Annotated in this window: 15 protein-coding genes and 1 pseudogene; 5 read left to right on the forward strand and 11 right to left on the reverse strand. The window is 50.0% G+C overall.

Annotated elements, in window-relative coordinates:
* The 6 genes from JVX88_RS18250 to JVX88_RS18275 are packed head-to-tail and all read right to left on the reverse strand — an operon-like array spanning nucleotide 1 to nucleotide 3,524.
* Nucleotides 1–870, reverse strand: a complete 870-nt coding sequence (locus JVX88_RS18250) for a WD40 repeat domain-containing protein (RefSeq protein ID WP_211619612.1) — start codon at nucleotides 868–870, stop codon at nucleotides 1–3.
* Nucleotides 830–1,126: a Mur ligase domain-containing protein gene (locus JVX88_RS18255; protein WP_211619613.1), complete on the reverse strand. Its 297-nt coding sequence runs from the start codon at nucleotides 1,124–1,126 to the stop codon at nucleotides 830–832. Before JVX88_RS18255 ends, JVX88_RS18250 begins: the two co-directional genes overlap by 41 nt.
* A 5-nt stretch (nucleotides 1,127–1,131) precedes the next feature.
* A complete protein-coding gene (locus tag JVX88_RS18260; RefSeq protein WP_211619614.1) occupies nucleotides 1,132–2,292 on the reverse strand; it encodes a pyridoxal phosphate-dependent aminotransferase in 1,161 nt (386 codons plus the stop codon).
* A gap of 6 nt (nucleotides 2,293–2,298) precedes the next feature.
* On the reverse strand, nucleotides 2,299–2,463 hold the full coding sequence (locus JVX88_RS18265) for a hypothetical protein (protein WP_211619615.1): 165 nt from the start codon (nucleotides 2,461–2,463) through the stop codon (nucleotides 2,299–2,301).
* A gap of 43 nt (nucleotides 2,464–2,506) precedes the next feature.
* The gene (locus JVX88_RS18270; RefSeq protein WP_211619616.1) at nucleotides 2,507–2,923 is read right to left on the reverse strand and encodes a hypothetical protein; all 417 of its coding nucleotides are present in this window, start codon (nucleotides 2,921–2,923) and stop codon (nucleotides 2,507–2,509) included.
* A 34-nt stretch (nucleotides 2,924–2,957) separates the two neighbouring features.
* Nucleotides 2,958–3,524, reverse strand: a complete 567-nt coding sequence (locus JVX88_RS18275; protein ID WP_211619617.1) for a hypothetical protein — start codon at nucleotides 3,522–3,524, stop codon at nucleotides 2,958–2,960.
* A 92-nt stretch (nucleotides 3,525–3,616) separates the two neighbouring features.
* On the opposite strand from JVX88_RS18275, the gene JVX88_RS18280 reads away from it, so the two are divergent.
* Nucleotides 3,617–4,204: an ATP-binding cassette domain-containing protein gene (locus JVX88_RS18280; RefSeq protein WP_211619618.1), complete on the forward strand. Its 588-nt coding sequence runs from the start codon at nucleotides 3,617–3,619 to the stop codon at nucleotides 4,202–4,204.
* Between the two features lie 109 nt (nucleotides 4,205–4,313).
* Here JVX88_RS18280 and JVX88_RS18285 read toward each other — a convergent pair whose 3' ends face one another.
* Complete coding sequence (locus JVX88_RS18285; RefSeq protein ID WP_211619619.1) at nucleotides 4,314–5,438, reverse strand: vWA domain-containing protein; 1,125 nt, start codon at nucleotides 5,436–5,438, stop codon at nucleotides 4,314–4,316.
* Between the two features lie 38 nt (nucleotides 5,439–5,476).
* Nucleotides 5,477–6,208 (reverse strand): outer membrane beta-barrel protein, encoded by a 732-nt coding sequence (locus tag JVX88_RS18290; protein ID WP_211619620.1) that lies wholly within the window; start codon nucleotides 6,206–6,208, stop codon nucleotides 5,477–5,479.
* An 83-nt stretch (nucleotides 6,209–6,291) separates the two neighbouring features.
* Between JVX88_RS18290 and JVX88_RS18295 the strand changes: the two are divergent.
* Nucleotides 6,292–6,594 (forward strand): annotated as a pseudogene (locus JVX88_RS18295) (cation:proton antiporter); the annotation flags it as partial.
* A 29-nt stretch (nucleotides 6,595–6,623) separates the two neighbouring features.
* On the opposite strand, the gene JVX88_RS18300 reads toward JVX88_RS18295, so the two are convergent.
* Nucleotides 6,624–6,821, reverse strand: a complete 198-nt coding sequence (locus tag JVX88_RS18300; RefSeq protein ID WP_211619621.1) for a hypothetical protein — start codon at nucleotides 6,819–6,821, stop codon at nucleotides 6,624–6,626.
* 60 nt (nucleotides 6,822–6,881) lie between these two features.
* A complete protein-coding gene (locus JVX88_RS18305) occupies nucleotides 6,882–7,112 on the reverse strand; it encodes a hypothetical protein (protein WP_211619622.1) in 231 nt (76 codons plus the stop codon).
* 1,006 nt (nucleotides 7,113–8,118) lie between these two features.
* Between JVX88_RS18305 and JVX88_RS18310 the strand changes: the two genes are divergently transcribed.
* A complete protein-coding gene (locus tag JVX88_RS18310; RefSeq protein WP_211619623.1) occupies nucleotides 8,119–8,403 on the forward strand; it encodes a hypothetical protein in 285 nt (94 codons plus the stop codon).
* A 594-nt stretch (nucleotides 8,404–8,997) separates the two neighbouring features.
* Here the strand turns inward: JVX88_RS18310 and JVX88_RS18315 are convergent.
* A complete protein-coding gene (locus tag JVX88_RS18315) occupies nucleotides 8,998–9,357 on the reverse strand; it encodes an AMP-binding protein (protein ID WP_211619624.1) in 360 nt (119 codons plus the stop codon).
* Nucleotides 9,358–9,386: 29 nt separating this feature from the next.
* On the opposite strand from JVX88_RS18315, the gene JVX88_RS18320 reads away from it, so the two are divergent.
* Nucleotides 9,387–10,865, forward strand: a complete 1,479-nt coding sequence (locus JVX88_RS18320) for an aldehyde dehydrogenase family protein (protein WP_211619625.1) — start codon at nucleotides 9,387–9,389, stop codon at nucleotides 10,863–10,865.
* A 28-nt stretch (nucleotides 10,866–10,893) separates the two neighbouring features.
* Complete coding sequence (locus tag JVX88_RS18325) at nucleotides 10,894–12,171, forward strand: aminotransferase class III-fold pyridoxal phosphate-dependent enzyme (protein WP_211619626.1); 1,278 nt, start codon at nucleotides 10,894–10,896, stop codon at nucleotides 12,169–12,171.
* Nucleotides 12,172–12,213: the final 42 nt, after the last annotated feature.

Raw genomic sequence — 12,213 nt, forward strand, 5'->3', positions numbered from 1 at the left:
CTAGAATGAGCAAATGTCTTTGTCACCTGAAAAATTATTACTTTGCAAGAAATCTTGCAACCAACTGCAACCTTGCTCAATCGTTTCAGGTAGTGATTTGATTGCCCAGAGGCGGACTTCACCCGCATCTCCCCCTGCCAAAATCTGCCTTCCATCGACAGTCGGAGCGATGCCCCAAATCGCGCCTGCATGGGTAAATTCGTTGAACTGCCGTCCGGAAAAATCCCATACTCGCACTGTTCCGTCCATCCCGCCAGTGCTGAGCAGCGCCGCATTGGGAATGAACCGCAGGGTATTGACACCGCTTTGATAGCTATAAAACTCAAGCTTTTGCTGACCTGTTTTAGTCCAGAGACGCACCATGCCGCCTTTATCAGCCGTTGCAATCAGCTTACCGTCAGAACTAAAGTCCAAGCTGCTGATTTTATTCGAGTGACCTTGCCATTCTTGGAGCAAGTCTCCAGAGGTATCCCAGAGTCTAATCCAACCGTCCCAACCAGCTGTTGCAATCGTCGATGAGTCAGGGCTAAACATGACCGCACTCACCACATCTTGATGCCCTTGCAGTAGGGCTACTTCATCTCCGGCAGTTGTCCACAGCCGCGCCTGCCCATCCTGCCCAGCAGTAGCTAAAAACTGTCCATCCGGGCTGAAACTGAGACTATTAACAAACCCTCCATGCCCCTTCAACTGCGCTACCCGGTTCCCGGATAGGTCCCAAAGGCTGACACTATTATCTACTCCGCCTGTAGCAATCTGTTGACCATCAGCGCTAAAGGAGATGCTAAAAATATGCCCTCTGGAATTGGCAGTCCATGACTTGACTAGCTTATTCTTCGCGGACCGTCTCAGCCTGTGAACGATACACAAGCTTGCGGTTAAGAACTTCTTCCAGCTCGGGATTGCCGCGCATTATAGTGTTTCCCACGACCGTTATATCCCTTGGCATATCGGTATTTTCAGCCTTATATCCGCTTATTATCTCGATGCCAAGTGTTTCCAACTGCGTAGACATAGGCGGATACACATTCTGGTCAGAACCAGTAACCTTATGCCCACGAGCCTGGAGCATACCTGCAAGCGAGGCCATTGCTGTTCCGCAAATTCCGATCAGGTGATAGTGCATAGCGATCACGAAAGTGTAGCGCGAAGTTTCTCCATCGCCCCGTCAAGAATATGATCTTCACGGGCAATACAGATGCGGACGTGAGCGTCCCAAAGATCGCTATCGGCAAATGCAGAACCTGGCGTCATCCCGACTCCGGCATCCCGCATAAGCATCTCATTGAATGAAATGGCATCGTTGTATTCTTTCGGTATGCGGGCCCAAATATAGAACGCCGAGCCGGACCGATAGATCTCGAATCCAAGATCGCCAAGTCCTTCTGAAAACGTCCGACGTTTAGCGTCAAATTTGTCACGGAGTTTTGTATAGTAGTCATCATCCGCCATAAGAACGCGGCTTAATGCAGCCTGTAGCGGCGTTGCCGGACAAACATAGATGACGTTAGCCGCATTGTTGATCGGAGCGATAAGATCTCCCTTTCCAAATGCGTAACCTAGCCTCCAGCCGGATATATTCCAGGATTTTGAGAACGAGTTAACGGTGATCGTTCGATCGCGCATATCGGGAAGCGATGCAATAGGTGTGTGCGGGTGCTCGCCCACGACGTAATGCTCATAAACCTCATCCGAGATAACAAGCAGGTCTAGTTCTTTGGCAACATCAGCGATCGCTTCAAGCTCTGTTTGAGACAGAACTTTACCGGTCGGATTAGCGGGCGAACATACAATAATAGCCTTTAAGGGAAACTCTGTGCGATCTGCCAACTCCTTGCAGCGAGCATAAAGCGCATCTTTTTCAAAGGTAAGATCAGCATTTAATTCGAACGTCTCATTCTTGGCACCAAACTCTTCCAAAATGCGGCGGTGATAAGGGTAGTAGGGTTCAAACACGAGTGCCGAGCGACCTCGCAAATATGCCTGTGCGATCCCGATCAAGGCACCCGTGCCTCCATTGGTGATCATTAGCTCGAATGGCGTCGCAGCCGGATCGACCTCAATACCGTTATATTTCTTGATTTTTTCTGCTACAGCCTTACGCAAGTTTGAGTCGCCTTCGCTGCCGCCGTAATGATTCTGACTGGCCGCGATAATAGCAGCAGCTTCCTCAGCAAGCCGAGGATCGATAGGTAATTCAGACTGTCCTTGCACCAAGTTACCGCTCGGCGGCACAAGCCGCGTTATCGCACGAATATCCGGCTTTACTTTCTTGACTTTTGCTTCGGTCATAGAAACCTAAGATAACAGTTTTCTTGAGTAGAAAAAACTGCCTGATGCCATCACTGCCCCACTTACACAATATGTTTCACAATTCCGATCCAGCTCAAGCAGCACTTCGCCCACCGCCAAAAACGGCTCAAGATCACCGCGCGTTCCCATTGAGATAAGAAGGGCTTTCATTGCAGTTTCCGACCCGGTGTCATTTACTTGCTGCGCGGAAATATCAACTGAAATACTCTACAAAATATTTGTGCTTGAACAGGATCAAGAGGATGACTGTGTACGCAACGGCCTCAGCAACCAATGCAAAGTATTTCGTTGAACTGCTCATATATCCAAATGTTTCAACGATACAGAGCACCAAAAGCATTGCATACGCCGCCAACATGAACTCGGGCGTTCTGCTCCAAGCCGTAAAATATCCGATCAGAAAACCCAAACCCGTCACAAATGCCAAGCCCCAATGGATCGGAAGCAGCCAATTTGGGAAATCAAGGTTGGTATAACGCGTCCAAGGAACCGTAGGCGAGAGAAACTCAATGATCCCACCCAACGACCAGATCAGCAGGAATAAATGAATTAGAACTAAAAAGTGACCAAAATATTGCATTCCGTGATCCGGTTGAAATTTTACATCCAAAAGAACTTTCGCTCTTTAAGTGTTTTGGTGATGGTTATTTATCGCCTGTCGTAGATGTATTCCACGCGACCTGACTTCGTAATCTCATCAGCGTGCGTTCGAGGCCAATGATCTCGAATACAGAGAGCATCGACGGGCCGACGGCGACGCCAGTCAGGAGCGTGCGTGCGCCGTTCATTATGACGCCGAGCTTGGTGCCTTTTTCTTCGGTAAAGGCTTTGACGATGGTTTCGATGTTGGCTTCGGAAAAAGTCTGCGTATCCGCTTCAGCAGATGCGGACGAGGGCGTCCGCGTTCCGAATTCAGCTTCGAAACGATCGGCGAGTTCCGGCAGCCAATCGCGGAGCTCAGGAAACTTGTTCAAGTTCTTTTCAATCGCCGCCGGGTCGAAATCATAATCTTCGCTGAAGTATGCGCGGCCCTGTGTGGAGAAATCTTTCAGGGTGAAGAAGCGGGCACGGATGAGATCGACGGTTCGCTCGTACCACGCACGGTCATCTTCCTCGTATTCCTCGCGCCATAGTTTATTGGCTTTCAGTTCTGCCTTGACGAGCGGCAGCAGCTCGGCGAGCGGCATCGTGCGGATGTATTCGGCGTTCATCCAAATGGCCTTGTCGTCGGTCCATTTTCGAGGATCGTCGGGGCTGCGGAAGATGTGAAACGTGCCAGGGCACGGGAACCGTCATTGTCGAGATGCAGTTCCTCGCCGACGTTGAACTCGTCTGTGAGGACTGCCGTGGTCGCCGTTTCAAGGATGATGTTTTGGCGGTAAGATACAAAGGCCGGAACATCGCAGAAGCTCTTGACCTTACGGTTCGAGAAGCGATCCCATATTTCAAAGAATCAAAAAAATTGGTGGCCAGACTTCGCGTTCTTGAGTCAGTAGGTCTTGGATATTTGCGGCTCGGCCAATCAGCAACTACGCTTTCCGGCGGCGAAGCTCAGCGTATCAAACTCGCTTCATATCTTGCACAGTCAAGCAATTCAAAGACACTTTTCATCTTCGATGAGCCAACAACCGGGCTCCATTTTGAAGATATTAATAAACTTCTCGCTGCATTCCGTTCGCTTCTTGACGGCGGAGCAAGTCTTGTTATCATCGAACACAACCTGGACGTCATAAAAACTGCCGATTGGGTTATCGACCTCGGTCCGGAAGGCGGGGTTGGCGGCGGCCAGATCGTGGCGGTTGGCCCTCCCGAAAAGATCGCAAAACAAAAGAACTCTCATACAGGAACCTTCTTACTCCCTGCTCTTGGAAAATATAAGAATAAGAAATAGAAAAACGAACTCTTTATTTTCTGACGTGATCTTTTGATAAGTTTTAGGGATGAGAATGCGAAAAAGGCGACTTTGCATTTTACCGTTTCGGCGATAACCCGCTAGCTCATCATAAAACAATCACCAGCCGCCGATCTCCCTCGATCCGAATATCAGGATCGCGATATATTACTTTGATGTGTCTTACTTCCGGCTCCGCGGGATGATCCGTCGGATCAGGCGGCACGTAGTAAACCAACAGTCTGCGGTTTATATTTTTCGTGATCGCCGAAGCCTTTTCGATAAGTTCATCAATTGTTTCGGGTAGAAAGATCGAGCCGCCGGAAAATTCTGCAAGGGCTGAAAGCTGGGTGTGGCTGTCTGCCAGCGAGCGCAACCGCGTCTTGCGGTCTCTCAGAAATGGCCTGTCTATTATTATCGAGAGCAATCTCGGCTGATAGATCTGATTTACAAAATCAATGGCATCAGCCTTTTTCATCGGCAGGCCCTCGATCATTGCTTCCATCACCTCGTCGGGCATTCGTCTCGGCTTGTGTTCGCCTTTTCGAAAAACACTTGCCTGCGGTCTAAGCGATGAAAATTCTATCTGAGTATAACTAAGAATATGAACCGTGATCCCGCTTGCCCAGACTTCGGCAATTGCAGCGGTTCGTTCCTCGGGCGAAGTGTTCGAATCCAGCCCGTCTGTTATCAAAACAAGATGTCTGTTTTCGGTTGGGGCATTTTTCAATGTTTCGATCGCCAATTTCAATGCTTCGGTAAATGAAGCTCGTTGCCCAAATTTTGTTCGGCTTGCGATGGCGGTTTCGTGTTCTCCGCGATCTGTGCCCCATTCGGAAAGCATCTCTGCTTGCGTGTGAAAATTCATTACCGCAACAGACGATCCGGCCTCGAGGCCATGCAGAATATTTAAACCAGCACGGCGCGTTGTCACGATGTTCTTTTTTTGACGTATCTCGCCGCCGGTGTCGAGTGCGATCAGAACCGACGCTGGAATGTTTCTGATCGAGCTTGGCCGCAGTAAACGGTCATTCTCCCTTACAACAATGTCCTCAAGCTTTACCGACGAAACCGCATTCCCGGCCCGATCAAACGCCTGTATCTTTACCACGACCTCCTCGGTCACAACCTTTTGATCCGGTATTGCCGTTGGATCCTGTCCACTTACGGAAACTGCCGCCACGCAAAACGTCAAAATGGCTAGAAATAGCTTAAACGGATAGCGAATGCCCATAGTATTTCCGGCTTGGATGCACTGAACATGAAAAAAGTTCAAAACCTGAACCCGAATCCAAGGTTCATTTGCAGATTGTGCCGCGTAAAACTTGGATTAATCGCTTTCGGCTCCTGGTCACTATAACGGATTATCGTGTCACCGACATCGAAGCGAATGATCGTTCGTTTTGAGGGGTAATACTCGAATACGCCGCCGATATCGATGTTGAAAAATGTTGCCGGGTTCTCTGTTTGGAATATAAGCACATCAAGCGGCTGTCCGCCTTTCGGATTCGTCGCAACAAACCGACCCACAATCTTCGGGAAAGCTGAGAATCTAATTGCGCCGGGACGTACCTTCCCAAAAACTCCCCATCTTTCTCGCCGAACTCCGTATTTAACCCCTGCAAGAAACTGAGCTTTTTTTCCACCAGGAAGAGAAAGATCAAAAGGTTCACCAGACGTTGATCGATCATCCAAAGTCGGCAAACCTGGAATAAAATTGAACTCACCCTCAACGGCAAGGGATCGAGAGAAATTGTAAGTAAGTCTGACGCCTATACCGCTTTCATATTGTCTGATTTTTGTGACGCGCTCTGAAAACCCGAACTCTTGGAAGGTAACATTCGCAGGATTCAAATCGTCCTGAAACAAGATAGTGTAATGTCCTCCAATTTCAAAACTCTTTAGGTTTGGTTCTTCGGATGCATCACGGTTTTGAGCCTCGGCAGGAACACAGATTATGCTCCATATCAAAAGAGAAAAGATTGAAGTTCGTAAGATCGACATAGTTATTTACATCCTCGGCAATACTCTCGAATGAACAAACACGCGAACGATCATTGGACCATTCGCGTGTCATTTTGCTGGACCTAGTATTGCTCACACTGATTGGGGTTGCCATTGTTGGTAAGGTTATCACCGGTTGGGCTGTGTTTGGTCAACCGCAGATCAACCGGCTTGCGATTGGAGTAGGCATGATCCCCCGAGGTGAAGTGGGCTTAGTGTTTGCTGGCATCGGTTCAGCTAGCGGCGTTCTTACCAAACCGTTAGAAGCAGCCATTATCATCATGGTGATTCTGACAACCTTCCTTGCCCCTCCCTGCCTACGATTTGCCTTCGATCGGGGTCTAGAGTCAGAGGCCGCTACCGATGCCGAGCAGGTTGTCAGCTAATTTAACAGTTCAAACCTCTACAGTTCAGATCACCAGTCACAACTAACATCTTCAGCGGGAGTAGAAACGTTTACCAGTCTTTCTGCTCCCCTTTTTCTATGCTTGTATTTTTGGGTTTCTACAGCTTCGGAAACATTGACTGCATGGCCTGTTTGCCCTAATTGGCAAGCAGTTTTAAGTAATTCAACCAAAACAATAATATAGAGCGAGCGTCCCGCTTTCGGCAAGGCAAGCTAGCTCCACTATAGGATCTAAAAATAATTTGGTTATTTATTTAATCGATCGCCTTAATCGATCGCCAGAGGTGCTTGCTTAGGGGCAGAAAACGAAGAGGTGTCAGCATTAGAAGGTTCGCATCGAATCCAGGTAGCAGTCAACAATCCGCCTACCACTAGACCGAGCACAAATAACCAGCAGTGAGAAGAGCCGAACGAGCAGAGCCGCCGCCGATCGCCGCCATAGACATGCACAGCCCAGCCTTCATTCACATCAATTTGGCTTCCAGTCAGTTTCCGCATGATAGTCTCCTAACAGTTTGAGATATTGTTCACGATACAGTTAGATTTAGTTCTGCAATACGCTTATAAATACTACGTGTGTGCCTGCACCTACTCATCTATAGGTTCGCTACGGCATTTCACAATGCACTCTATCTTCTGCCAGTAGAAACTAGCAAACAAACCTCAGTAGCGACAGCTGCAGGAGAAACACCAAAAGTATTTACTTAGAAAGCAGAACTCAATTCTTGATCGGGATCAGTCCTGTTTGCACTTTATTAACAAACTCAGCTAAAAGCAATATTTGATTTCTTCAAATTTGTTTGAGCGATTATAGATTTTCTTTATACAATTTCTTTGTATTGATTTATATCTTACATAATCATCAATTTCCTCCTAGTTTATTCTGCTTCATTCAGCACCGCGTTGTTTTAGCATTAGTCTGCTTTTGAAGCTTTAATTAAGCCAAATCTAATAAGTCGGTCAACCTGATTAAACAGTAGATGTAGTGCGGGCGGTTTACCCACGCCAGCGAGATGCTGACACTACGGATCTTCACATTAATGATGTTGATCTACCTACTGCTGAGAAAATTTTAGAACTAGAACCGGACTACGGTTGAATAGAAATTCATTTTATTTCTTTTTTTGTAGATCTCTGTTATGAACTCAAGGGTTCAGTGTAAGTAAGTAGATAGAATTAGGATATTAAATTGAAATTGAATGGGATTTAACTTTGAATCTTAAATTTATAGTTAATTAACTGTTCAAGTAATTTATTGCAGTAGATTGCTAGCTTCTGTCATGGGAGCATCTCGCTAGTCACAGGCAACACGAGGGTTAAGCGCAATTGGGCGGAGTAGTAGGTACCTTACCGCTGGCAGACACCCCACACGAAAAATTACAGGAACTGGAGACAGGCCGTGCTGCGGTTTAGCAATGCGCAACACAGCCAATCAGGGCAACCGTCAGGTACAATCTACAAACAGCAGGCATATGTTCGTTTACCTCTGCCGTGATTCTGTCCTATGGTTGAATCATCCGACTCTAATTTGTTGAATCGTCCAGAAGCGGTCATCTTTGTCCTGCTGGCTGCCTTATTCGTCCTCTGGGATACCTACTTGGGTTTACTAGATGACGTAGAAGCCACGGCCCTCTCTAGTCGTCAGTTGGCTCAGCGGCTGGGGACCAATCCTAAAACTATTCGGCGACGCAAAAGCCAGCCCGGCTTCAGCGAATGGACACAGCAGCTCGATCCAGATGGAATCGCCTGGGTCTATTGCAGCGGTGGAGTCTATGCACCTCGAACTTAGGCGCTTTTCGAGGGTTTAACAGCGTTCCACAATGTCCTAATCCTGGCTATTGCCTCTCTCCCTGCACCCCTTGCAGTTTTACTCAAGCTGGAGGGTCACACCCCCCAAGTCCTTCCTTGGGTAGTGGTGCTGTGGCTTGATTGCCACCATAGTATAGAAGCACTCTATCTCTTTTTCTGACCCAACATGCCCAGATCTCCCGATCGTCCCGGCAATTTGGAAAGTGCTCGTAGGAATCGGCCACTCACCTATGCCATCAATCGGTTGGTGGTTGTGATTGCCTATGCGGTAATTGTCGGCTTGCTGTTGAGCGCTGTGGCTCAAGCCTTTGCTGTGGGTCTAGAAGTGGGACTGAGAAGCTTGGCGGCAGCGGCATTGCCCCCGATCATTCTCGCCTACAGCAGCTTTTTCTCCCGTTCCGTCAAACCACCCAGTCGAGTGCTAGAAGTCAATTTGTTCGGCATGGCTCTGCTCTGGATTCTGGTTTTGCTAATCCTGGTCGATTTTGTCTCTGGTCAATTCAGTCATACCCTTCCCCTGGGTGAATTTCTAATCTCCCTCACGCTGGGTGGCCTGTTCTACTTCGGCAAACGGCTATCGTCCAAATCGTTGCTCTCCTGCTCCTATGGCATTCTGGCTCTCAGAATTTCCAACGACCCATTCGACCTCCTCGGTTTTGAGATGGGAATTCACCGGCCCGGCCAACGCACCTAATTGCCAACACGCGAAATACGCAACTATGTATTCGGGCGAATTCGGCATCAGCAGGCTGACGACGTCACCTTTGCCGATGCCGTATGAACGCAGGAATGCGGCGGTGCGATCGACCGTTTGTTTGAATTCGGAATATGTCCATTGGCGGTCGTCCGCCTCTGAGATCAGAAAGACCTTGTCAGGATCGGCGGCGACGCGCTTATGCAGAAGCTGCGGGATGTTCTCGTTGCCTTCAGACATTCGATTGATTAAGATTAGCACGTAAAAATATGACAATCTATCGAAGCTTCATTGGCGGAAAATGGATCGATGCATCATCCGGAAAGACGCTGCCCAACGTAAACCCAGCTGATACAAATGACATCATCGGCGAGGCGCAGATTTGCACGCGGGAGGACACTCGGCGGGCGATCGAGGCGGCGTACGCGGCATTCAAAGAATGGCGAAACACGCCCGCACCTGTTCGCGGCCGAGTTCTGACGCTGGCGGCACGCCTAATGGAGCAGCACAAGGAAGAGCTCGCCCAGATGCTCACCCGCGAGGAAGGCAAGATAATCGCCGAAGCCCGCGGTGAAGTGCAGCGCGCGACGAATGTAGTTGAATTCTGCGCGGGCGAGACAAGGCGAATGAATGGCGAATACATTCCTTCGGAGCTCCGCGACAACTATGCTTACACCATTAAAGAACCGCACGGCGTCGTCGGGTTGATCACGCCGTGGAATTTCCCTATTGCAATTCCCGCGTGGAAGATTGCTCCTGCTCTGGCGGCAGGCAACACCGTCGTTTTCAAGCCCGCGTCGAATACGCCGGCGTGCGCGGTTCGTCTGGTGGAGCTTTTTGTTGAAGCGGGAGTACCTGATGGTGTGCTAAATCTTATTATCGGCTCTGGCGGCGAGGTCGGCGACGAGATCGTGAATCACCCTGCGGTGCGTGCCGTGTCGTTCACGGGATCGAGCGAGATCGGCTTCAAGATGTATCAAGAGGTGGCCAAACGCGGCATTCCGTTTCAGGCAGAGATGGGCGGGAAAAATCCCGTGGTCATAATGCCGGACTGCGATCTGGACCTCGCGGTCGAACACACGGCTGCTGGAGCTTTCGGTTCGACGGGGCAGCGGTGCACGGCAACGTCGCGTGCGATCGTCGTAGGCAGCATCGCCGAACCTTTTATCGAGAAGATCGTCGAGCGTGCAAAGGCATATCGTCTCGGTCCCGGCGTTGACGAAGCGAGCGAGATCGGCCCGTCTGTTGACGAGGCTCAGTTCAACACTGTTCTCAAATATATCGACATCGGCCGCGAGGACGGCGCGACGCTGCTTTGCGGCGGGAAAAAGGCCGAGGGTGACGGGCTGGAGAACGGCTATTTTGTTGAACCGACCGTTTTCGACAATGTAACGCCCGATATGCGCATCGCCCGCGAAGAGATATTCGGCCCTGTGCTCGGCATAATGCGTGTTGACAGTTTTGAGGAAGCGATGGCGGTCGCCAACGACTGCGAATATGGACTTTCGTCGTCCATTTTCTCGAACGATTACAACACCATCACTCAGTTCATCAACGAGATCGAATCGGGAATGACGCACGTTAATTCACCTACGACCGGCGGCGAGGCCCACATTCCGTTCGGCGGTATCAAAGCCACCGGCATCGGCCCGCGCGAACAAGGCTCTACCGCTCTCGACTTTTACACCGAGTTGAAGGTCGTTTACGTCGATCACACCGGCCGCAAGCGCGAAGGTAATTTGTATTGATATGGAATCACAAGCAGAAAGATCCTCGGTGAATAGAGCTGTCGAGAAACACAAAGAGTTCCTTTTCCCTGCGGTTGCGACCTATTATCAGGAGCCGATCGCTCTCGTCCGCGGCGAGGGTGAATATGTTTGGGACGATCAGGGCAACAAATATCTCGATTGCTTCGGCGGTGTGCTGACGGTAAGCGTCGGGCACGCGAATCCGCGTGTGAACGAAGCGGTGTTGGAGCAGAACAGGACGTTGCAGCATACATCTGCTCTTTACGCGAATCAGAATCAATCCGACCTTGCGGAAAAGCTTGCCGAGATAGCGCCCGGACGGCTAAAAAAGTCATTCTTTTCGAACAGCGGCACCGAAGCCGACGACACGGCTATCACAGCAGCAAAAACGGCAACAGGCCGCCACGAGATCGTTGTGCTCAGGCACAGCTATTCGGGGCGTTCGGCGACGGCGCTTTCGGCGGTAGGGCATTCGAACTGGCGCCCGCTGCCCGCTCAGGTCGCGGGCATCGTCCATGCACCGGCACCGTATTGTTATCGCTGCCCGTTCAAGTTGGAATATCCGAGTTGCGATGTTGCCTGTGCGAAGGACGTAGAAGAACTTATCCAAACGACGACTACCGGCGAGATCGCGGCATTCATGGCAGAGCCGATCCTCGGCGTAGGCGGCTTTATCGTGCCGCCGCCAGAATATTTCGGCATCGTTTACGAGATCGCACGTAAACACGGCGGCCTCTGCATCGCCGACGAAGTTCAGACCGGTTGGGGACGGACCGGCGATAAATGGTTCGGGATCGAGCATTGGGGCGTCGAGCCGGACATCATCACCTCAGCCAAAGGAATGGCGAACGGTATCCCTATCGGCTGGACCATCGCGACGCCTGAAGTAGCCGATAAATTTCCGGGTCTTACTCCGCTTCACGATCTTTTAGATAGGGCATATCTGGCTGGATGTGTCGTAGTTGCAGCAGCGAACAATTTGCCGCACCCGAGTTTTCCATCAGTATTCTCATCGTCGCTTATTTCTGTCATCAAGAGCGATGAAAGTGATCCTCTGAAGTTCGGTTTTCGCTTTGGAGAGGTGATCGAACTGACGGCGCCGGGAGTAAATGTAAAAACAGCCTGGCCCGGCGGCGGCCATAGGAATCTTACGGGTAATAGTTTCGCGTGTCCTCATATCGCCGGTGTGATAGCTCTCTTGCTGGAAGCTCATCCTGAACTGACTCCATTTCAAGTAAAATCCGCACTCTATTCGATCGCTAAAGAAAATCAGGAACGTGCGGGCGAGCCAATTCAGGCAGAGTAACAAACAATGAATATTTGGAAAAAATGAACGGCCAAGAACCAA

It is taken from the genome of Leptolyngbya sp. 7M (assembly GCF_018128485.1).

Coding starts and splice junctions, on each gene's coding strand:
- JVX88_RS18255 (WP_211619613.1), bottom strand. CDS start 1,126: ATGCACTATCACCTGATCGGAATTTGCGGAACAGCAATGGCCTCGCTT.
- JVX88_RS18260 (WP_211619614.1), bottom strand. CDS start 2,292: ATGACCGAAGCAAAAGTCAAGAAAGTAAAGCCGGATATTCGTGCGATA.
- JVX88_RS18265 (WP_211619615.1), bottom strand. CDS start 2,463: ATGAAAGCCCTTCTTATCTCAATGGGAACGCGCGGTGATCTTGAGCCG.
- JVX88_RS18275 (WP_211619617.1), bottom strand. CDS start 3,524: ATGAACGCCGAATACATCCGCACGATGCCGCTCGCCGAGCTGCTGCCG.
- JVX88_RS18280 (WP_211619618.1), top strand. CDS start 3,617: ATGCAGTTCCTCGCCGACGTTGAACTCGTCTGTGAGGACTGCCGTGGT.
- JVX88_RS18285 (WP_211619619.1), bottom strand. CDS start 5,438: ATGGGCATTCGCTATCCGTTTAAGCTATTTCTAGCCATTTTGACGTTT.
- JVX88_RS18290 (WP_211619620.1), bottom strand. CDS start 6,208: ATGTCGATCTTACGAACTTCAATCTTTTCTCTTTTGATATGGAGCATA.
- JVX88_RS18305 (WP_211619622.1), bottom strand. CDS start 7,112: ATGCGGAAACTGACTGGAAGCCAAATTGATGTGAATGAAGGCTGGGCT.
- JVX88_RS18310 (WP_211619623.1), top strand. CDS start 8,119: ATGGTTGAATCATCCGACTCTAATTTGTTGAATCGTCCAGAAGCGGTC.
- JVX88_RS18315 (WP_211619624.1), bottom strand. CDS start 9,357: ATGTCTGAAGGCAACGAGAACATCCCGCAGCTTCTGCATAAGCGCGTC.
- JVX88_RS18320 (WP_211619625.1), top strand. CDS start 9,387: ATGACAATCTATCGAAGCTTCATTGGCGGAAAATGGATCGATGCATCA.